General features: G+C 35.2%; 18 protein-coding genes. 16 read left to right on the top strand and 2 right to left on the bottom strand.

Annotation, left to right across the window (positions count from 1 at the left end; translation table 11 throughout):
* The first annotated feature begins 172 nt into the window (after nt 1-172).
* The gene (locus tag K412_RS0119935) at nt 173-571 is read left to right on the top strand and encodes an NINE protein (RefSeq protein ID WP_024834729.1); all 399 of its coding nucleotides are present in this window, start codon (nt 173-175) and stop codon (nt 569-571) included.
* A 63-nt stretch (nt 572-634) separates the two neighbouring features.
* Here K412_RS0119935 and K412_RS0119930 read toward each other — a convergent pair whose 3' ends face one another.
* Nucleotides 635-1,225, bottom strand: a complete 591-nt coding sequence (locus K412_RS0119930; RefSeq protein ID WP_024834728.1) for a MerR family transcriptional regulator — start codon at nt 1,223-1,225, stop codon at nt 635-637.
* 93 nt (nt 1,226-1,318) lie between these two features.
* Nucleotides 1,319-2,218 (bottom strand): RluA family pseudouridine synthase, encoded by a 900-nt coding sequence (locus K412_RS0119925; protein ID WP_024834727.1) that lies wholly within the window; start codon nt 2,216-2,218, stop codon nt 1,319-1,321.
* A 164-nt stretch (nt 2,219-2,382) separates the two neighbouring features.
* Here K412_RS0119925 and K412_RS0119920 point away from each other — a divergent pair, with 164 nt between their 5' ends.
* From K412_RS0119920 to K412_RS0119850, 15 genes are all read left to right on the top strand, one after another.
* A complete protein-coding gene (locus K412_RS0119920; RefSeq protein WP_024834726.1) occupies nt 2,383-3,669 on the top strand; it encodes a methionine gamma-lyase family protein in 1,287 nt (428 codons plus the stop codon).
* Nucleotides 3,670-3,717: 48 nt separating this feature from the next.
* Complete coding sequence (locus K412_RS0119915) at nt 3,718-4,971, top strand: biotin/lipoyl attachment domain-containing protein (protein WP_024834725.1); 1,254 nt, start codon at nt 3,718-3,720, stop codon at nt 4,969-4,971.
* The gene (locus tag K412_RS0119910) at nt 4,964-5,671 is read left to right on the top strand and encodes a YggS family pyridoxal phosphate-dependent enzyme (protein WP_024834724.1); all 708 of its coding nucleotides are present in this window, start codon (nt 4,964-4,966) and stop codon (nt 5,669-5,671) included. Before K412_RS0119915 ends, K412_RS0119910 begins: the two co-directional genes overlap by 8 nt.
* Before the next feature lie 57 nt (nt 5,672-5,728).
* The gene (locus tag K412_RS0119905; RefSeq protein ID WP_024834723.1) at nt 5,729-6,199 is read left to right on the top strand and encodes a cell division protein SepF; all 471 of its coding nucleotides are present in this window, start codon (nt 5,729-5,731) and stop codon (nt 6,197-6,199) included.
* A 31-nt stretch (nt 6,200-6,230) separates the two neighbouring features.
* Nucleotides 6,231-6,521 (top strand): YggT family protein, encoded by a 291-nt coding sequence (locus K412_RS0119900; protein WP_024834722.1) that lies wholly within the window; start codon nt 6,231-6,233, stop codon nt 6,519-6,521.
* Between the two features lie 6 nt (nt 6,522-6,527).
* Nucleotides 6,528-7,310 (top strand): YlmH family RNA-binding protein, encoded by a 783-nt coding sequence (locus tag K412_RS0119895; RefSeq protein WP_024834721.1) that lies wholly within the window; start codon nt 6,528-6,530, stop codon nt 7,308-7,310.
* A 29-nt stretch (nt 7,311-7,339) separates the two neighbouring features.
* Nucleotides 7,340-7,804, top strand: a complete 465-nt coding sequence (locus K412_RS0119890; protein ID WP_024834720.1) for a DivIVA domain-containing protein — start codon at nt 7,340-7,342, stop codon at nt 7,802-7,804.
* Between the two features lie 147 nt (nt 7,805-7,951).
* Nucleotides 7,952-10,483 (top strand): DNA translocase FtsK, encoded by a 2,532-nt coding sequence (locus tag K412_RS0119885; protein WP_198527710.1) that lies wholly within the window; start codon nt 7,952-7,954, stop codon nt 10,481-10,483.
* Between the two features lie 198 nt (nt 10,484-10,681).
* Nucleotides 10,682-12,445: a tetratricopeptide repeat protein gene (locus K412_RS0119880; RefSeq protein WP_024834718.1), complete on the top strand. Its 1,764-nt coding sequence runs from the start codon at nt 10,682-10,684 to the stop codon at nt 12,443-12,445.
* A gap of 102 nt (nt 12,446-12,547) precedes the next feature.
* Nucleotides 12,548-14,602 carry a YgiQ family radical SAM protein gene (locus K412_RS0119875; RefSeq protein WP_024834717.1) on the top strand — a complete coding sequence of 685 codons (2,055 nt, stop codon included), beginning with the start codon at nt 12,548-12,550 and terminating at the stop codon, nt 14,600-14,602.
* Nucleotides 14,603-14,654: 52 nt separating this feature from the next.
* Nucleotides 14,655-15,509, top strand: coding sequence for a bifunctional methylenetetrahydrofolate dehydrogenase/methenyltetrahydrofolate cyclohydrolase FolD (gene folD, locus K412_RS0119870; protein WP_024834716.1), 855 nt, complete (start codon nt 14,655-14,657; stop codon nt 15,507-15,509).
* Nucleotides 15,510-15,954: 445 nt separating this feature from the next.
* Complete coding sequence (gene rny, locus K412_RS0119865; RefSeq protein ID WP_024834715.1) at nt 15,955-17,523, top strand: ribonuclease Y; 1,569 nt, start codon at nt 15,955-15,957, stop codon at nt 17,521-17,523.
* A gap of 184 nt (nt 17,524-17,707) precedes the next feature.
* Entirely contained in the window at nt 17,708-18,502 is a 795-nt protein-coding gene (locus tag K412_RS0119860) for a TIGR00282 family metallophosphoesterase (protein ID WP_024834714.1), read from the top strand.
* 10 nt (nt 18,503-18,512) lie between these two features.
* Entirely contained in the window at nt 18,513-19,340 is an 828-nt protein-coding gene (pgeF, locus tag K412_RS0119855) for a peptidoglycan editing factor PgeF (protein ID WP_024834713.1), read from the top strand.
* Nucleotides 19,341-19,381: 41 nt separating this feature from the next.
* A complete protein-coding gene (locus tag K412_RS0119850; RefSeq protein ID WP_024834712.1) occupies nt 19,382-21,028 on the top strand; it encodes a peptide ABC transporter substrate-binding protein in 1,647 nt (548 codons plus the stop codon).
* Nucleotides 21,029-21,040: the final 12 nt, after the last annotated feature.

Here is a 21,040-nt window from a genome sequence, read left to right as displayed (position 1 = left end):
TGTATTATTGATTTTATTTTTTTGATAAATTAATATATAAAGCAGAATAAAATAATCAGACATACAATCTTCACAATCGTATATTATAATGTAAATACAATTAAGAAATTTGTATGTTCAGTAATTAAATATTATTAACCATATATTTTTGAAAAAATCAGGAGGTATATTTATGTATTGCAGAAATTGCGGAAACGTTATGAATGATCAGGCTGTTATATGTGTTACATGTGGGGTTCCTACAGGAAAAGGGAATAATTTTTGTCCTTTATGCGGTGAGGCAACTGATTCAATGTCTCAAATATGTATGAAATGTGGATTTAGTTTAACTAATTACGGACAGCAAAAATCAAAGCTTGCTGCAGGATTGTTTGGAATCTTCCTGGGTATGTTCGGTGTTCACAGATTTTATCTAGGATATATAGGGATTGGTCTTGCACAGTTGTTACTAACGGTTTTATCTTGCTTTATATTTTCACCAATCATTTGGGTTTGGGGACTTATAGAAGGTATTTTGATTCTTGCCGGTTCTATTAATAAAGATGCTAAAGGTATAGCGTTGAAGGATTAAAATATAAAGTTTTTAGCAGATAGGAATTATGAATTCCTATCTGCAGATTGGAAAGGGGATCGCCTATTTTCCGATGAGCTTTTTCAGTTTACCTGCGAGAGTTGTGTTTTTTCGTTCTCTCCAATTGGTAATATACCTGTCTACCTCCTGAAAATGCTTGTCCATTTTAATTTCCAGCTTACGGGAACTATTTTCAACACAAGCTCCAAGTTCTAGCTTGGAGCTATGAATTTCCTTTGAAATATGTTCTCGAGTGCTTACAAATTCTGCGGCAACATTATTAAAAAGCTGCTCTTTAATACCGTTTAAGGCATCTAGTATCATAGACAGTTCAGCACTGCTCAGTTCTTCCATTCTTTTTGAAACCACGGCAGGAAGTTGTTCAACCGGTATAGGGATACTAATATCTTTAGGTTTTATAATATTTTCGTCCTCAAGAATTTTCCTTATTGCCTTTAGTTCCAGACCTTGGTCACGCATTGCTTTTATCTGGTACATTACGTTTGCCAGATCAGTAGTGTAATACCGTCTTCCTCTGTTATCTTTGGGAATGTTTAGCCCAAATTCCTTTTCATAAAACCTTAAAGCATGGTCTGTTATATTTAAAGCTGTGCTTAGTTCTGTTATTGTATATCTTTCCTTGAGTACATCCATAGAACTATCTACCCCCTATTACTATGTATATAGACACGTACATTTCTATTTTGATAGTATCATAAGACATACTTAGTGTAAAATATTTACATATTATTTGCTTAGTATTTCCAATAATCCGGCTATATCAGAAGGCAGCTCTGCCGTGAATATAACTTCTTTTCGGGTAACAGGATGAAGTATCTCAGTTCTATATGAATGAAGAGCCTGCCGGGAAATGAATAAATTTGTATTTTCAGAATATAAAGTGTCACCATAGATTGGAAAACCCATTGCGTGACAATGAACTCTTATCTGGTGTGTCCGTCCTGTTTCAAGTTTAAATTCCAATAAGGCAGAATTATGTAAAGGAAAGCTCTTTAGAACCTTATAATGTGTTATTGAGGGTGCGCCTTCCTCGGAAATATGCCTTAGCATAATACTGTCGGGCTTTCTTGCTATTGGAAGATTTATAGTCCCTTCATTCTTTTCAGGTATACCCTGTACTACACCTAAATATTCTTTTTTAAACAAATTGGAATGCATTTGCCGGATGAGCATTTCCTGAGTAAACTGGTTTTTTGCAAAAATAATAATACCTGAAGTTTCTCTGTCAAGACGGCTGACAGGTCGCACTTTTTTGGTAATACCCTTTTGTTTCAGGTAAAAAACAATGCCATTGGCTATAGTGTTATGAGGGTGGTAACTGGTAGGATGCACCACTATATTCGGCTGCTTATTTAAAACCAGCATACATTCATCTTCATATATAATATCAAGAGGTATATCCTGGGGCTCAATATGCTCACATTCTTCCTCTAAATTAAGTATTACTTTGATCCTGTCCGCAGCCTGCACTATATAATTAACTCTTTCAGGATGTTCGTTTACATAAATTTTTTGTTGTAATTTTAGTTTTTTTATAAGTCTTTCAGAAAGCTGAAGTTCATTTTTCAAAACATATTTCAGAGTTTTTCCAACTTCATTCTCATTTACTATCCTATCTAGTATCATTAATATCCTCCTGACATATATGGCAGCAATAAATGTTATAGCATGCTTGATATATTGTACTATAAATGGAATTTGATACGCAAAAGTTTTATAATTAACTTGATAAAGCAAAACAAAGTAGATAAAATCATGTATATATAAACTACGAAAGAGGAATTTTACCAATGGATTTACAAACAAGAGAATTTTTAAAGAAGAAGTTTGAAATAGATGATAAGGTTATCGAATTAGCTGAACAAGCTGAAAATAATGCGCAAGAGGTATTTGTACGAATTGACAGCATAAAGCAACTGAACCAGATGAAAGTAATAAAGGCAATGCAGGAAAACAAACTAAGCGATTCTCATTTCAATGGAACAACTGGCTATGGCTATGATGACAGGGGAAGAGAAGTTCTGGACAGTGTTTATGCTGATATATTTCAAACCGAGGACGCCCTTGTACGCCATCAGATTGTTTCTGGTACCCAGGCACTTGCACTTTGCCTTTTTGGAAATCTCAGACCTGGTGACGAACTGGTGGCTGTTACAGGAAAACCCTATGACACTCTTGAAGAAGTAATTGGAATAAGAGGTGAAAATTGCGGCTCCTTAAAGGAGTTTGGGGTAACTTACAAACAGGTTGATTTAAAGGATGGAAAACCTCAACTGGATAAGATAAAGGCAACAGTGTCTGCTAAAACTAAAATGGCAATGATTCAACGTTCAAGGGGATATTCCTGGAGAGATGCATTATCCATTCAGGACATTAAAAGTGTAATAGAAGCAGTTAAAGAAGTTAACAGTAACATAATAGTAATGGTTGATAACTGTTATGGAGAGTTTGTTGAGGTTTTAGAGCCTACACAGGTAGGAGCAGATATAATAGCAGGTTCATTAATAAAGAACCCCGGTGGAGGGTTAGCATTAACCGGCGGTTATATAGCTGGAAAGAAACACCTGGTAGAGCAGGCAGCATACAGGCTTACATCTCCGGGCCTTGGCAAAGAGGTGGGTGCTTCTTTGGGAAATAACAGGCTTATGTTCCAAGGTTTATTTATGTCACCCCATGTGGTAGCAGAAAGCCTCAAGGGTGCCGTATTTTGTGCTGCACTTATGGAGCTGGCAGGATTTGAGACAATGCCTTCCGTAAAGTCACACAGAAGTGATATAATACAATCAGTAAAATTTAATAATAAAGAAAGCCTTATTGCATTTTGTCAAGGCATACAGAAGGGTTCACCAGTAGATTCTTATGTTACACCACAACCATGGGACATGCCGGGATATGATTCACCGGTTATTATGGCAGCTGGAGCATTTGTACAGGGGTCTTCCATTGAACTTAGTGCTGATGCACCTATCAAAGAGCCTTATGTGGCATATATGCAAGGTGGTCTTGTATATGAACATGTAAAGCTGGGTAATATTATTGCTTTACAAAAATTATTCCATCAGGGAATGGTAAAGTAGATGCAAAATAAATAACACTAAAGAAAAGGTAATATGTAGGGGGAACAAATGGGGAATGTATTCAAAATCAAAGGCATTAAAACAGGCACACTGATTACGGGAATCTTTCTACTGATATATCTGCCATCATTGCTTTACATAACATTTGGCAATACTGTTGAAAAAGACATATTGAAGAATGGCAAAATAGAAGTAGTTCAGAATGTTGATGGTATATTGATAAGAAATGAAAAGGTTATAGATTCTCCTGATGACGGTAATTGTGTTATGGATGCGGTAGAGGGTGAAAAGGTTCCTGCATTTTACAGAATAGCTACTATAGTTAAAAATGTTCCCGTTTCAACTTACGAAGAACTTAAAAAAAAGGAAATGCAAATAAGCAGTGCACAAAAAGCTCAAAAAGAAAATTTAGGTGTTTTCTCCGGGGACATAATAAAGCTAGACTCTGAAATAATTGAAAAGGTGAAAAAATTAGGGCAGCAGTCAATAAGAGGAAGCTTGGTTGAAAGCTACGATACTATGTCCGATATTGACAGCATTGTTTACAGAAAGTCCGATATATTTGGTGATAACAGTAAATCTGCAAAATATATAAACAGGCTAATCAGCGAAAAAGCCGAAATTGAAAGGAGACTAAGCAATAATGTTAAGGAGGTAAGGGTTGATTCAGCTGGATTGATATCCTTTGCCATAGACGGTTACGAATCGCTTCTGACTCCGAACTTTATTAAAAGTGCTACTCCTCAGGATTTAGAAAATATCACAGTTAAAAATACAAACAGGGACTTTAATGTGGTTGATGTAAAAAAAGGAGAGCCTATTGCCAAGATAGTAAAAGATTTGGATAATTATATGGTTGCTGTAGTGGACCAAAAAGCAGCAAAGGACTTGACTAAGGATAAGCTTGTAACTCTCCGAATTAATGATATAGGCTACAGTATGGATGCAGTGATAAATTACAATTCAGATGTTATTAACGGAAAAAAGGTTATTTCGTTTAAATATGATACTGGTTTAGATGAAACTATAGGTATGCGAAGGATAAATGTTGATGTGGTATTATCCAGTTATAGTGGTTTGAAAGTTCCTCGCAGTTGCCTCCAAGATATTAATATCAATAACCAGACTGCTAAAATATGTTTATTAAAAGGAAATACAGCTACGTTTAAAGAGGTAAAAATAGTAGGGATGAATGATGATGCAGCAATAATTGATAATCCCGATGGGGAGTCATCAGTAGCGCTTTATAATACATACATTTTAAATCCAAAAAACGTACAGGAGGGACAGATAATTGATTGATGGAACTATAAATAAAAACCTGGATGATATATACTCCAGAATAAAAATCGCCGCAGAAAAAAGCGGGAGAAAAGCAGAAGACATCAAGCTTATTGCTGTCACTAAAACCGTTGGGGTTGATAGAATAAGAAATGTTAGTGAATACGGAGTTCTGGACTTTGGTGAAAACAGGGTACAGGAACTCTTGGAAAAGTACGATAAGTTTGATGAATCAATAAAATGGCATTTAATAGGGCATTTGCAAACAAATAAAGTGAAGTATATCATTGATAAAGTTCATATGATACATTCTGTAGACAGCTTTGAACTGGCAAAAGAAATTAACAGCCGAGCAGGTAAAGCAGGCAAAAAAATGAATGTTTTATTACAAGTAAATGTTTCAGGTGAAGAAACGAAGTTTGGAATTCGACCGGAAGAAGTTAATGAATATGTGGAGTATATTTCCCAATTAGAGAATTTATCTTTAAGGGGAATGATGACTATAGCCCCATTTACCGAGAATACCCAGGAAATAAGACCTATATTTAAGAATCTTTACGACATTTTTATTGACATAAAGAGTAAAAGAATAGATAATGTTAGTATGGATTATCTTTCCATGGGTATGAGCAATGATTTTGAGGTTGCCATCGAAGAAGGTGCAAATATTGTCAGAATCGGAACAGGTATTTTTGGAAAGCGAAATTATCCTCAAAAGTAGTATAAATGAACAATGGACAAAAAATATATTTACTAAAGACTCAGGGGGTATTTGAAAATGTCAAAACTTCTTAACAAAGTGTTTAATTTTGTAGGCTGGGAAGCTGTTGATGAGGATGAATATGAATATGAAGAGCAGGAATTGAGTGCAAAGGAAGATGTTAAAGAAGAGCCTATTCAGACACACTTCTTTAATAGCTCAAAAAAGCAGCAGTCAGGTAAGGTTGTAAATATTCATACCGGAAATCAGTTTAAAATGGTTGTATCACAACCGAATACTTTTGACGATGCACAAGATATTTGCGATCATTTAAAGAACAAAAAACCTGTAGTTATAAATCTTGAAGGCATTGAAAAGCAGGATGCTCAGAGAATAATTGATTTTCTAAGCGGTTCTGTATATGCACTTGATGGAAGCATTCAAAAAGTTTCCTGTGATATTTTCGTTATAGCTCCTAATAATGTAGATGTTAGTGGCGATTTAAAGGATGAACTAAGAAATAAAACTGTTTTCCCATGGGCAAAATAGTTTTGTCTCTTACATTGGAGGAATATTTTAGATGTATTCAGTTTATAGAGCTATAAATAGTGTGTTGTTTGCCTTTGAGTTAGTTTTGGTGGCCAGAGCAGTTCTTTCATGGTTTCCAATATCAAGGGATAACAAATTAATAGATTTGTTACATGCTATTACCGAGCCGGTACTTTCACCTATTCGTAATATGCTGAGCAGATCTAGTATATTTAATAATTCCATGCTGTCTATGATGGATTTTTCTCCAATTGTTGCATTTCTGCTTATTGAAGTAATTAGAAATGTGGTTTTTAGTATATTTAGAATATTTGTATATTAGGAATTTATGGATAAAAACGAATTATTAAAGATGGTTTCAAAACTAGAGGATAGGGTGCTTGTTTCGCGTTTATTGGACAAGGTTGAACAGTGCCATTATTCCTCTTTTGCGTATACGGATTTTCTTTCTCCTTATGAAGCTTCTGTTGCTAAAAAGGTTTTGGACAGGGTTAAAGATGTCTTTTATAAATTAGCAGGTGGTTATGAAGGGGCAGAACGGACTATAGTTGTAATAAGCAGTGATTTTATTGAGGAGGATATTCCTTATAATACTCCTATAAGCTTATTGAGAATAACACCCGTTATTGAAAATAAGCTTTCACATAGAGATTATCTTGGCTCATTACTTGGATTGGGAATCAAAAGAGAAAAAATTGGAGATATACTTGTTAGTGAAAAATTTGCAGATGTTTTTGTTGTTGATAAAATAGCGGAATATATATTATACAATTTGGACAAAATTGGTAATGTAAAGGTTCAATGTCAAGAGTGTGATATATATCAATTTACTCCGCCCCATAAGAAAGAACGGAGCATAAGCACCACGGTAGCTTCTCTTCGTGTGGATTCCGTTGCATCCAGCGGGTTTGGATTGTCAAGAACCAAGATAATGGACTATTTTAAAGCACAGAGAGTTAACGTAAACTGGGAACTGGTTCAAAGCCCATCCAAAATGTTGGCTGAGGGAGATGTAATTTCAATACGGGGAATGGGAAGAATTGTTCTGGAAAAGGTTTTAGGAAACACCAGAAAGGACAGAATCAGCATAGTTATAAAACGTTTTGAATAATTTGATGTCTCAGGAAAGGATGACCATTTATGAATTATACGCCTAATGATCTTGATAATATAAAATTTAAGAAAAATTTTATGGGATATAATGAGGACCAGGTTAACGAAGTATTGGACAGTGTAATACAGGATTATGAGCTTTACATAAAAGAAAATATAGAGCTTAAAGATAGGATTTCAGTATTAAATGAAGGTATTCAGCATTACAAAAATATTGAGGAGTCCCTTCAAAATACACTGATAGTAGCGCAGCAAACCGGCGAGGAAATTAAGAAAAATTCCTATGAAAAGGCAGAAAATATTATAAAAGAGGCGGAATTGAAGGCTCAGAGGATAATCGATGATGCCAACCAAGAGGTTATTAAAATTCGTTTTGAATATGAAGAAATGAAGAAAAGACTCCACCTTTTTAAAACCAAGTCGGAAACACTTTTATTATCTCAGCTGGAATTACTTAAGCAATTATTTGACACAGATACTGATACTGAATAAGTTAATACAGAATTAAAACTTTTAAGCCCTTAGAAACAAGGCGAAAAGACCTGTTTCCAAGGGTTTTGTGTGTTAATGGAATAATAATCGAAAATATGATATAATTACAAACATATTTTATGTAGATTATATCATTTAACATTAACTGTGGGGTGTTATTTTTTGCAGGCCAAAAAAGTAAAAAAGAGGAAAAAATATAGACGAGTTGAAAGCGGCTTTTCGAAATATAAAAATGAAATTTTAGGTCTTATTCTATTTGCTTTCGGAATTCTGTCTTTTTTCAGTTTTATATTTACAAAATCCATGGGTGTTTTCGGAAAAGGTATAACAAATGTTATGCTTGGTTTTCTTGGTGTAGTAGCCTATGTGGTTCCTGTTGTTTTAATAGTGTATGGTGTGGCTATGATTTTTAAAATGGATAGTCATAATTTTAGACGACGGGTAATATATTTTGGAATACTATTGGTATTACTATCAGCATTTATTCAAGTATCAGTATTCGATTACGAAGAGTATTCGGGCAGAGGCTTATTTTATAGTATTTCAAAATTTTATGTGGACGGAAAAGTATTGTCCGGTGGGGGTATACTCGGAGGTCTATTAAGTCTGCCGTTTTTGATGACTTTTCAGGTTTTGGGAACTGTAATAATTCTTACAACTATATCTATTATAGATGTAATTTTGCTTACTAATGTTTCTATGGCTGCTTTCCTTAAAAATGTTTCGTTATACTTCTCCAATAAAATGAAATCAGCTAATGAGAACAGAAAGTTAAAGAAGCAAGAGAGAATGGAAGCTCAGGAAGAGGCTGAAAATGACGCAGAAGTTACTGAAGATAGCGAGGAAAAACCTAATAAAAAGAGAAAAATAATCAACTTTAAAATAGAGCGTGAGAACAGAGGAAAATCAGCTAATAAGATTGAGTCAGAACCCGAAAATCAGGAGACAGAGGTTGAAGCTGCTGAGGAAGAGACAGAAGAATTTACTGTTAGTCTTACAGGATTTAACGATGTTGCAGATGAACTTGTAATATCCGACATAAAGGATGCGGGATTATGTCCGGACACCAATTCCATTGACGATTTGGAGAGTCACAGTATCCCTGATGAAAATACAGATAGTCAAGTAAGTCAGCCTTCAGAGACAGAAACAGTTGATGCTGATGAAAGTAATCAAGATGAAGTTGTTATACCTCAGACGGAGATACAGAAACCTAGAGTATATAATTATCCTTCAACGGATTTACTTGATTCAAATAAGGACGATCTCAATGTTAAGGCATTAAAGAATGTTGCACTTGAAGGGGCAAAGAAGTTAGAGGATACGTTAAAAAGCTTTGGAGTTGATGCACGAGTTATTAATATCAGTCGTGGGCCTGCTGTTACCAGATATGAAATACAACCAAGTCCCGGAGTAAAGGTTAGCAAGATTGTAAATTTAGCCGATGATATAGCCCTTAATCTTGCAGCAGCAGGCGTAAGAATAGAAGCGCCAATTCCGGGAAAAGCTGCTGTTGGCATAGAAGTTCCAAACAAGGAAATGTCAGCTGTGCTTTTAAAAGACATTATAGAATCAAGAGAATTTTCAAATCATCCATCAAAACTTGCTTTTTCGGTGGGCAAAGATATTTCAGGTGAAACTGTTGTTGCAGATATTGCTAAAATGCCACATTTGCTGGTTGCAGGTGCTACCGGCTCCGGAAAAAGTGTATGTATCAATAGTTTGATAATGAGTATTTTATTTAAGGCATCACCAGAAGAGGTTAAACTTCTTATGGTTGACCCAAAAGTAGTTGAGCTTGGAATTTATAACGGTATTCCTCATTTGCTGATACCGGTGGTTACAGACCCAAAGAAGGCTGCGGGAGCTCTTAATTGGGCAGTACAGGAAATGGTAAACAGGTACAAATTGTTTGCTGATAAGGGAGTAAGAGACTTAAAGGGATACAATACAATGCTAAAGGCAAATAATGAGGAGGGTATGTTGCCTCATGTTGTAATTATAGTAGACGAACTTGCGGACCTTATGATGGTTGCTCCTAATGATGTAGAAGATGCAATATGTCGTTTGGCACAGATGGCAAGAGCAGCCGGAATGCACTTGGTTATTGCAACACAAAGACCTTCTGTAGATGTAATTACCGGAGTTATAAAAGCCAATATACCTTCAAGAATTTCTTTTGCCGTGTCGTCACAGGTAGACTCAAGGACAATCCTTGATATGAGCGGGGCAGAAAAGCTTCTTGGAAAGGGAGACATGTTGTTTTATCCTGTTGGAGAGCCAAAGCCTTTGAGAGTAAAGGGTTCATTTGTATCTGATATGGAAGTCGAAAGAGTAGTAGAATTTATTAAAACACAGGGTTACACCTCATATGATGAAGATATAATTGAAAAAATAAATGATCAGGCTACAGGAAAAGATGAAAACCCTGGAGATAACGATGAACTTTTGAATCAAGCTATAGAGATGGTTGTTGATGCTGGACAAGCATCCGTTTCACTAATTCAAAGGAAGTTCAAGGTAGGTTATTCAAGAGCTGCTAGAATAATAGACCAAATGGAAGCAAGAAATATAGTTGGTAGGTTTGAGGGCAGTAAACCAAGACAAGTGCTGATTTCAAAACAGCAGTGGATGGAAATGCAAATGAACCAGAATGACAGGCAAAAGTCAGAACAGTAATATTACATATAATTTAATATAAAAAAAATTATTGGATAATGTATGGATTACAAAAAAATAATTCATACATTATTTTTTTGAATCAATTATTTCCCGTCGGGGTATAAATATCTGCATTTTCTCATAACTATTTTATAAATATACACTTTGATAGTGGACTAGCTAAAGAAAATTTATAAAATACGTGGGGGTGCAAAAATGTTTATTTTAACTACATTTAATGCTTTATTAATGATTTTACTTCTTTCTTATGTATTTTACAGACTTTTAAAAACTAAAAAGGCTGTAACCCTTGTTTCTTTTACAATTCAGCTTTCAGCATTAACCATAGTAATTCTATCTCTTGTGAATGATGTAAAAATCAGTAATAGTGTAGAAATTTTCTATATTGCATTCGGGATAGCAATTCCCTTATGTTTTATTATACAGGATTATAGGTTAGCGATAAAAGGTCACAGAACTATAGAAAGACATCAGGAGTATATAACAGTTGAAAATAAAATAATGCCGCAAGCTGAAAATAGTTTGCCCGAATCCTCATCTGTCAGTACACCGGAGACATACCAAAGAGTTATGGATGTATTGGAAAATGAAGATTCTGTTGATGATATTATTGCTGAATTAAATTCACTGAAAGATGATTTATTTTTTGGAATAAAAAAGAAATTAATTCAAGCTGTGAACGGATACAGTCAAGGAAATTATGATTTTGCATACGAAATATATAAAGGTATGCTTGACATTACACAAACTCCAGGAAATCTTTTTTTCAACTATGGAAATGTATGCTTTAAAAAAGGAATGTTTAGAGAGGCAGTATCTTGCTATAGAAAGGTATTGGAGTTGAATGAGCAATTTGAAAAAAAATATCTAGTTTATGTAAATATAGGTATAACATATTTCAATATGGGAAAAACAGAACTTGCCTTGGAAAATTTCTTTAAGTCCCTGGAATTAAATCCTGAGTGTACTAATGCAAAGGAAGGAATTGGCAGGATTTATACAATAACAGGCAGGCAAGCAGATGCGGTGATGTACTATGAAGATTTACTGAAAAATGATGATAGCAACTATGAACTATCATTATCCCTGGGAAAACTTTTAGTTGAACTGGGCAATACAGAAGAGGCGAAAGTACGTTTTGAAACATGTATTAAAAACAATCCCAGGCAGAAAGAAGCATATATCTTCCTTGGTAAGTTGTATATGTCGATAGCACAGTATTCCGAAGCTATTAAGGTTTTTAAAACATATATAACAATTAACGACGTTGATTATGTTGGACATTATAACCTTGCAGAATGTTATTTTCAAAATAAAGAGTACAAAAATGCAATTACTGAATATAAGCAAACCATAAGTCGTAATCAGCAAAATTACGAAAGTTATTTCAAACTGGGTTTAATCTATGATGAGACTGATGAAGCAGAAAAAGCAATAGATTGTTACAGGGCTGTAATTCAGATAAAGCCAGATTTTATAGATGCATATAACAACCTTGGAATAGTGTTTGCAAAATGTCAAAGACATGTTGAGTCTCTTGCTGCATATACTGCAGGAATTAAAGTGAATCCTGACAATTTCAGACTTTATTTTAACATGGGTGTTGTTTTGTTTGAACTGGAGAGATATGAAGACTCTGCAGATGCCTTTGCAAGAGCTGTTGAGCTAAATCCAAAGGACAAGGATGTATATTACTATCTGGGGGCATCATTAACCGAATTAAAGCAATATGATGAAGCAATCAAGGCATATGGAAAAGCTCTCGATGACAGAATGGAGGAGAGCGAATTGTATTATAATATAGCAGCTGTTTATGCATTAATGAAAAAGCAGGATATTGCACTAGATAATCTAAAGAAGGCAATAAGTAAGGATTCAGACATAAAAGAGGAAATTTCCCGTAACAGCGTTTTTGATTACATGAGATCAAATTCTGATTTTATAGAATTGGTTTCGTAATTATTGTTTACTGTAACCTTATTTGTGTTAAAATAACATAGAAAATATCAAATAACAAATAAGGTAGTACTGACATTTACAAGGTTAGTACAAGGTGAATAAATGAGTTTTTTACCAATAAGTTTTGAAGACATGAATGAAAAAGGCTGGGATCAGCTTGATTTTCTGTATATAAGCGGAGATGCTTACGTGGATCATCCCAGTTTTGGACATGCAATAATAACCAGAGTTTTGGAAAGCGAGGGCTTCAAGGTTGGAATAATCGCCCAGCCCAACTGGAAAAACAACGAAGATTTTAAGAAACTGGGAAGGCCAAAGTATGGTGTACTTATATCCTCAGGAGTTATAGATTCAATGGTAAACCATTACACAGCCAGTAAAAAGAAAAGATCCACGGATTTGTATTCTCCGGGTGGTAAAGCCGGATACAGACCTGACAGGGCTGTTATAGTATATGCAAATAAAATAAAAGAGATATTTAAGGATACACCTGTTATAATAGGAGGGCTTGAAGCAAGTCTTAGAAGATTTGCACATTATGACTACTGGGAAGATAAAGTAAGGAGATCAATTCTTGTAGATTCAAAAGCTGACCTTCTGATTTACGGAATGGGTGAAAAGCCAATAACTGAGATGGCCAGGTTGCTAAAAAAAGATGTTCCTATCCACAGTATCAAGAATTTACGAGGCACCGCATACCTTGCAAGGTACGAAGAACTTCCTGCTGAAATCAGGGAGGCTATTGATTCAAATGGAAATAAGAAAGTAGCTGTATTGCCTTCCTTTGAAGCAGTACAGGAAAATAAAAAAGTATATGCTGAAGCCTTTAAAATCCAGTATAACGAGCAGGATGCAATAAATGGAAGAACATTAGTACAACCCCACGGGGACAGGTATCTTGTTCAGAATCCTCCTACAATGCCTTTATCAACTGCTGAGTTGGACAGGATTTATGCACTTCCGTACGAAAGGACATACCATCCGGTTTACGAAAAGTACGGTGGTATTCCTGCAATTAATGAGGTAGAATTTAGCATAACTAGTCACAGAGGCTGCTATGGCGGCTGTTCTTTTTGTGCCTTAAATTTTCATCAGGGCAGGGTAATTCAAAAAAGGAGTCAGGCATCAATATTAAATGAGGCAAAAAAACTCACCTGGACACAGGGATTTAAAGGATATATACACGATGTTGGCGGCCCTACAGCTAACTTTAGGAATGTTGCCTGTAAAAAACAGGTTAAAAACGGTGTCTGCAAAGATAAGCAATGTTTACATCCTGAACCTTGTAAAAATCTGATAGTAGATCATTCTGAGTATCTGGAACTATTACGTAAACTCAGAGCACTTCCTGATGTTAAGAAAGTATTTATTCGTTCAGGAATACGTTACGACTACTTAATGCTTGACAAAAATGACGACTTTTTTACTGAATTATGTGAGCATCATGTCAGCGGTCAGCTTAAAGTTGCACCTGAGCATGTAGTGGATAGGGTTTTAGAGAAAATGGGAAAACCAAAAAGACAGCTTTACGATCGATTTGTAAAGAAGTTTTATGATATTAACAAAAAAATTAATAAGGAGCAGTATCTAGTTCCATACTTGATTTCAAGCCATCCGGGCAGTGACTTAAATGCTGCAGTAGAATTGGCTGAATATTTGAAACAGCAGGGATATATGCCTGAACAGGTTCAGGATTTTTATCCGACACCTGGAACACTTTCAACCTGTATGTTCTATACAGGTTATGATGCAAGGAACATGAAGAAGGTTTATGTGGCAAAAACACCTAAAGAAAAAGCCATGCAAAGAGCCTTATTACAGTACCGAAAAAAGGAAAATTATCATCTTGTTATAGAAGCACTAAAGGAAGCGAATAGAGAAGACCTTATCGGATTTGGCCCTAATTGTCTTGTAAAACCATTAAGAGGCAAGCAGTATGGTAATGTACCCAGCAAGGGAAAAACAGCCGGTGAAGGCAGCAAAAGAAGAAGTTCAAGAGGAGAAAAAAAATCAAATACTGGAAAAGACAGGAAATCCACAAAGCAAACATATAGGGAAAATAGTAACAAAAATAGAAAACAAAGTAGAAAGACAGCTTATACAAATGCTAAATCAAAATCGGGTGACATGAAAAATTTGACAAGAAAAAAACGATAAAATAAAATGTAATAGTTGTAAAAATACTTAGGAAAAAGGAAAGGAAGAAACCATGTCTGCCAAAGTTTTGAATGGAACTGAGCTTGCAGCAAAAGTTAAGTCTGAGCTGAAAGCAAAAATAGAAGATTTGAAGTTAAAGGGTATAAATCCCGGACTTGCAGTTATTATTGTAGGCGATGACCCTGCGTCAAGAGTATATGTAAACCACAAAAAGAACGATTGTGCTGAAATTGGTATTAAATCATTTGAATACGCTCTTCCTGCAAGTACTCAAGAAGAGGAATTACTGGATTTAATTGAAACATTAAATAATGATGCCTCTGTAAACGGAATACTTGTACAACTACCGTTACCGGCGCATATAAATGAAGATAAGGTTATTGCAGCAATAAGTCCAGATAAGGATGCTGATTGTTTTCATCCTATGAATGTTGGAAAGCTAATGATTGGAAAACCTGAATTTTTGCCATGTACTCCAGCTGGGGTTGTAGAATTGCTGGAAGAAAATAATATTGAAATATCAGGAAAGAACTGCGTTGTAGTTGGCAGAAGTAATATAGTTGGAAAGCCACAGGCTATTTTGCTTCTTGCAAAGAATGCAACAGTAACCATATGTCATTCCAAAACTGCCAATATTCAGGATGTATGTAAAAATGCAGATATTCTGGTAGTTGCCATTGGTAAAGCTGAGTTTATTAAACCTGAATTTGTAAAACCGGGTGCAGTTGTTATTGATGTAGGTGTGTCAAGGGGAGCAGATGGAAAACTAGTTGGGGATGTTCAATTTGCTGAGGTTTCCGAAATAGCATCTGCAATTACAAAGGTAACAGGTGGAGTAGGCCCCATGACTAGAGCCATGTTGATGAAAAATACATATAAAGCAGCCTTGTTGCAAAACAGTCTGTAACTTCCTTGGTCAATAATAACAAAATCAAAGGAAGAGTGTTTGTACTTTTCATTCTTGACATAAAAATTAAATAAGTTTACAATTAAATTGATTATGGAGTAAGAGACAGTTCGTATTGTAGAGTTATATTAATTGATTATTAAGCTATTTAGGCTAATATATATATGCAGGTTTGTTTTATTAATGTTAAAAAAGCTTCAGCTAGGATTATAGGAAAATTCTGGTATTATGTGTAGTTTAAATGACATATTTAGTAAAACGTCTCATATGATTGAGTTTTATACATTATTTGTATCGGTCATAGCCATATACTGCTTAGTTATTATTATTTGTGCTATTCTACAGTACATAGACCTTTATAGGTTCATTTCTGTTTTTATTCCAATTTAAAAATCGTTAATTACGAATTATGAAAATTGAGCTTTGAAAACTGAATAAGGAGGAGGTGTTTAAGATAATAGTTAATATTCTAATTGGATTGGCCTGCGGATTAATTATTGCAGTTATTGCTTCTAAAATATTTTATGATAGAGGATTTGAGGCCAGAAAAAAGCAGGCAGAAGCCCATATAGGCAGTGCCGAGCAGGAGGCCCAAAGAATTGTTGGAGAGGCTTTGAAACAAGGTGAGAGTAAGAAGAGGGAAGCACTTCTTGAAGCTAAAGAAGAAATTCATAAAAGCAGAGTAGAACTTGACAGGGATATCAAGGATAGACGAAATGAGTTTATGAGGCTGGAAAGAAGGCTCGTTCAGAAGGAAGAAACACTCGATAAGAAAGTAGAAGCTCTTGAACAGAAAGATGAAGCTTTAAATAAAAAACTGAAGGATATTGAAGTTTTGCAAGAGCAGTCCGAAGAGCTTGTTAAGAAACAAACTGAAGAGCTCGAAAGAATTGCAGGATTATCTGTAGAAGATGCTAAAGAATACTTGCTTCGTAACATAGAAAACGAAGTAAAACACGAGGCTGCGGCGCTAATAAAGGAAATTGAGTCTAACGCAAAGCAGGAAGCAGACCGCAAGGCAAAGGATATATTGGCAACTGCAATTCAGAAGTGCGCTGCCGATCATGTATCTGAAGCTACCGTTTCTGTAGTACCTTTACCTAATGATGAGATGAAGGGAAGAATCATAGGTCGTGAGGGTAGAAACATAAGGACTCTTGAGACCTTGACAGGAATTGATTTAATTATTGATGATACACTGGAGGCTGTAATATTGTCCGGATTTGATCCTATAAGAAGAGAGGTTGCCAGATTAACTCTTGAGAAGCTTATTCTTGATGGAAGAATTCATCCTGCAAGAATCGAAGAAATGGTTGAAAAGGCTAAAAAAGAGGTTGACAACACTATTCGTCAGGAAGGTGACAATGCAGCATTTGAAACAGGAGTGCACGGCTTGCATCCGGAACTTGTAAGGCTTTTAGGTAAACTTAAGTTCAGAACAAGTTACGGACAGAATGTACTTAACCATTCTATAGAGGTATCTCACCTGGCAGGTATAATGGCTGCTGAACTTGGTGTTGATGTTCAACTTGCAAAAAGAGCAGGTTTATTGCATGACATAGGAAAGGCTATTGACCATGAAGTGGAAGGTTCCCATGTTACTATCGGTGCCGATGTGGCTAAGAAGTACAAGGAAAGTGCTGATGTGGTAAATGCAATCCTTTCTCACCATGGTGATGTAGAGGCAACAAATGTAGTTTCAGTTCTTGTACAGGCTGCGGATTCTATTTCAGCTGCAAGACCAGGTGCGAGAAGAGAAACACTGGAATCCTACATCAAGCGTCTTGAGAAGCTTGAAGAGATTGCAAACTCCTTTGATGGAGTTGAAAAGTGTTTTGCAATTCAGGCAGGAAGAGAAATCAGAATTATGGTTAAGCCTGATGTTGTAAATGACACAGATATAGTTCTGAAAGCAAGAGAAATAGTTAAGAAAATTGAAGATGAGCTTGAATATCCCGGACAGATTAAAGTTACTCTGTTAAGGGAAACTAGAGCTATTGAATATGCAAAATAATTAATTAAAATAAATAAAAAAGCGTGGATTCCACGCTTTTTTATTTATTTAGCATGTATCTATTAAAGTGTTACTTTTTATTGATATATGTATTATAATTGTTATAGATTACGGCATTACGTACTTAAAAATGAATGTCTGTACATAATAATAATAGCTTAATTAAATTTTTGGAGGCAAAGAATTGAAGATACTTTTTATTGGTGACATTTTTGGAAATCCCGGAAGAAAGGCTGTAAAAGAATTTGTTCCACAACTGAAAAGGGAACTGGGAATAGATTTTTGTATTGCCAACGGCGAAAATTCAGCTGCAGGAAGCGGCATAACCTATTTGATTGCTCAGGAGCTATACAAATCAGGTGTTGACTGTATTACAATGGGAAATCACACATGGTCAAAGAAGGAAATTCTTAATTTTATAGACTCTGATGAAAATATTATTAGGCCGGCAAACTTGCCTGGAAATGTTCCGGGTAGAGGATACACTATACTGAAATCAAATGGTAAAGAACTGGCTGTATTAAATCTTATGGGAAGGGTTTATATGGATAGCATTGATTGTCCTTTTCAGGTTGCAGACAGAGAATTACAAGAGATAAAATCAAAAACCAAGGTGGTTTTTGTAGATATGCACGCAGAAGCCACATCTGAAAAGTGTGCTCTTGCTTGGTATCTGGATGGAAGAATATGCTGTCTTGCAGGAACACACACACATGTACAAACTGCAGATGAGAGAATTTTGCCATGCGGTACTGCGTTGATTTCCGATGTTGGAATGACAGGGCCTTATGACGGTGTAATTGGTGTAGATAAGGAATTAATTATTGAGAGATTTATTACTAGAATGCCTCAGAAATTTGAGGTTGCTAGGGGCAGAGTACAGTTTTGTGCTATTCACCTAGAAGTTGATGAAAAAACCGGAAAATGTATTAATATTGAGCGTATATTTAAAGTAGCAGATTCTTTTGACGGAAAATAATGGGGGCAGAATGATAACAAGCAATGAAAAAATTACATTAAATCAAAAGAATGATTTAATATATATTCAGTTTCAAAACCTTAAAGAATACGAGCATATGCTTACACACTGTTTTACTACAAGACTTGGAGGTGTAAGCCAAGGAGAGTTTTCTTCTTTGAACCTTAGTTTTAACAAGAATGACATTAGAGAAAATGTTTGTGAAAACTATAGGCGGCTTACAGAGGCAATTGGGGTTGATTACAATAAAGTGGTTCTGTCTAACCAGGTACACGACAAAAAAATTAAAATAGTTAGTGAAGCAGATGCAGGGAAAGGTTTGACTGTGGAAAGTGATATTGTTGGTTTTGACGGTCTTTCAACAAATCAGCCGGGGATTCCTTTAGTAACCTTTTATGCTGACTGTGTCCCTGTACTATTTTTTGACCCTGTAAAAAAAGCCACAACGGCAGTTCACTCCGGTTGGAAAAGTACGGTAAAAAATATATCATACGAAGCATTAGTTCTTATGAAAAATACTTATAATAGCAATTATGAAGATATTATTGTTGCAATCGGGCCTTCCATATGTAAGAATTGCTTTGAGGTAGGTAAGGAAGTATATGACAGCTTTAAGGAAAAATTCAGTTGGTGTGATAGGTATTCGGAATATAGGAACGGAAAGTACTATATGGATTTGCAAAGAATCATAAGGCATGTTTTGGTGGAGACAGGTGTTCCAGAAAAGAATATTCTGATAAGTGATATATGTACGAAATGCAATACTGACCTTTTTTTCTCCTATAGGGGGGATAAAGGGAAAACGGGTAGTTTGGCAGCGGTTATGATGCTTAAATAAGATAAAATGTTTTTAATAAGATTATTTGTTGGAGAAAAACAATGGCAAAATCTATAAGACTTATTTCTTTACTGATAATTACAGGACTAATGCTTTCAGCATGTACTGTTAATCTTAATATAAAATCAAATAATCAGGTTGAGGATATCTATGAAGGAAAATATGATGTGTTGGACAAAGGCCCTGAAAAAGGAGGTTCAGTACGTCTTTTCAGTACACCTGTAGATACACTTAATCCAATTGTAACAAACAACCAGTATGTTCAAGATTTTTTGGGTTTGGTATTTGAGGGACTTTTCAAATTAGATGAGAAACAGCAGCCGGTTCCTGTTTTAGCTCAAAGTGCAGTAACCTCGGCTGATGGGTTAAAAATAACAATAACTTTAAAAAATGGAATCAAATGGCATGATGGTGCACCGCTTCAATCAGGGGATGTTGTGTTTTCAATAAACAGTATCTTAGATACTAAGAACGGCAGTGTATATGCGGCGGGTTTACAAAATATTGCATCTGTTTCAGCAGGTAATAATAATTCGGTTGTAATTTCTTTGAAACAACCCGATGCCTTAATGATATATAGCCTGACTTTTCCAATTATACCAATACATTACTATAACAAAGAAAAACTAAGCGAAAAAAGTTCAAAGAAAAATCTTGCACCTATAGGTACTGGGCCTTATACTTTTGTCTCATATGATGCAAAAACAGGGGTAAAACTAAAAGCCAACGATAATTGGTGGAACAAAGGTGATTCTGAGTTGACAACTCCTTATATACAATCTGTGGAGGTCAAAATATTTCAGAACACAGGAAAAGCTACTAATGCCTTTCAGTCCAGAGATGTTGATGTTGTAACGACTGATTACAGTGAGTTTAAAAATTACATTGGTCGGACTGATATTTCACTAAAACGTTACCCAAGTAAAAATTATGAATTTCTATCCCTGAATATAACAAAAGGGCCAATGGCAAATAAGAGTTTGAGAAGTGCCCTAGCAGGTTTTATTGATAAGAAAAAGCTTATTGATACTGCGGCATATGGTATAGCTGTACCTGCTGAGTTACCTCTTTTTCCAAACTCATGGATAAACCAACTGGTAAACATTGAACAGTATTCAGATTTAAAAAAATCAAAACAGCTTATGACACAAAACGGATATGTTCTTTCCCATAATAAATATGTAAGTAAAACAAACAGTAAAGCATTTTCACTGAAGCTTATTGTTAATCAGGAAAATGAATTAAGAGTAAATACTGCTAATGCAATAGCTGCTCAATTAGCTAAAAATGGAATAACTGTAGAGGTTGAAAAGCTTACTTGGGAGAATGTACAGAACAGAATAAAATCAGGTGCATATGATATGGCTTTGCTGGGATATAAGATTTCAACAAAACCCGATTTGTCTTTTGCATACTCTTCGGATAATATTAAGACAGGTCTTAATACGGCAAAATTCAGCAATCCTGTAGTTGATGGGTATCTTCAACAGATTTTATCTCAACCTGATGGTGAAAAGCAGAAAAGTTTATATACTAACCTTTTAAAAACTGTTTTAGATGAAAGGCCATACATAGGTTTGTATTTTATCAATAATAGTCTATTGTGCAGTAAAAATATAAAAGGAGCTGTAAATCCAAATATATGGAACAGCTATAACGATTTTTCACAGTGGTATGTGCCGCAATAATTATATTTTAAA

It is taken from the genome of Ruminiclostridium josui JCM 17888 (assembly GCF_000526495.1).
GTDB lineage: Bacteria > Bacillota > Clostridia > Acetivibrionales > DSM-1351 > Ruminiclostridium > Ruminiclostridium josui.
This window is presented reverse-complemented; position numbering and strand designations above follow the sequence as displayed.

Bases quoted from the DNA above. Each gene is read 5' to 3' on its own strand.
- K412_RS0119920 (WP_024834726.1), top strand. From the start codon at position 2,383: ATGGATTTACAAACAAGAGAATTTTTAAAGAAGAAGTTTGAAATAGAT.
- K412_RS0119880 (WP_024834718.1), top strand. From the start codon at position 10,682: ATGTTTATTTTAACTACATTTAATGCTTTATTAATGATTTTACTTCTT.
- K412_RS0119850 (WP_024834712.1), top strand. From the start codon at position 19,382: ATGGCAAAATCTATAAGACTTATTTCTTTACTGATAATTACAGGACTA.
- folD (WP_024834716.1), top strand. From the start codon at position 14,655: ATGTCTGCCAAAGTTTTGAATGGAACTGAGCTTGCAGCAAAAGTTAAG.
- K412_RS0119925 (WP_024834727.1), bottom strand. From the start codon at position 2,218: ATGATACTAGATAGGATAGTAAATGAGAATGAAGTTGGAAAAACTCTG.
- K412_RS0119935 (WP_024834729.1), top strand. From the start codon at position 173: ATGTATTGCAGAAATTGCGGAAACGTTATGAATGATCAGGCTGTTATA.
- K412_RS0119930 (WP_024834728.1), bottom strand. From the start codon at position 1,225: ATGGATGTACTCAAGGAAAGATATACAATAACAGAACTAAGCACAGCT.
- pgeF (WP_024834713.1), top strand. From the start codon at position 18,513: ATGATAACAAGCAATGAAAAAATTACATTAAATCAAAAGAATGATTTA.
- K412_RS0119915 (WP_024834725.1), top strand. From the start codon at position 3,718: ATGGGGAATGTATTCAAAATCAAAGGCATTAAAACAGGCACACTGATT.
- K412_RS0119905 (WP_024834723.1), top strand. From the start codon at position 5,729: ATGTCAAAACTTCTTAACAAAGTGTTTAATTTTGTAGGCTGGGAAGCT.
- K412_RS0119890 (WP_024834720.1), top strand. From the start codon at position 7,340: ATGAATTATACGCCTAATGATCTTGATAATATAAAATTTAAGAAAAAT.
- K412_RS0119875 (WP_024834717.1), top strand. From the start codon at position 12,548: ATGAGTTTTTTACCAATAAGTTTTGAAGACATGAATGAAAAAGGCTGG.
- K412_RS0119895 (WP_024834721.1), top strand. From the start codon at position 6,528: ATGGATAAAAACGAATTATTAAAGATGGTTTCAAAACTAGAGGATAGG.
- K412_RS0119900 (WP_024834722.1), top strand. From the start codon at position 6,231: ATGTATTCAGTTTATAGAGCTATAAATAGTGTGTTGTTTGCCTTTGAG.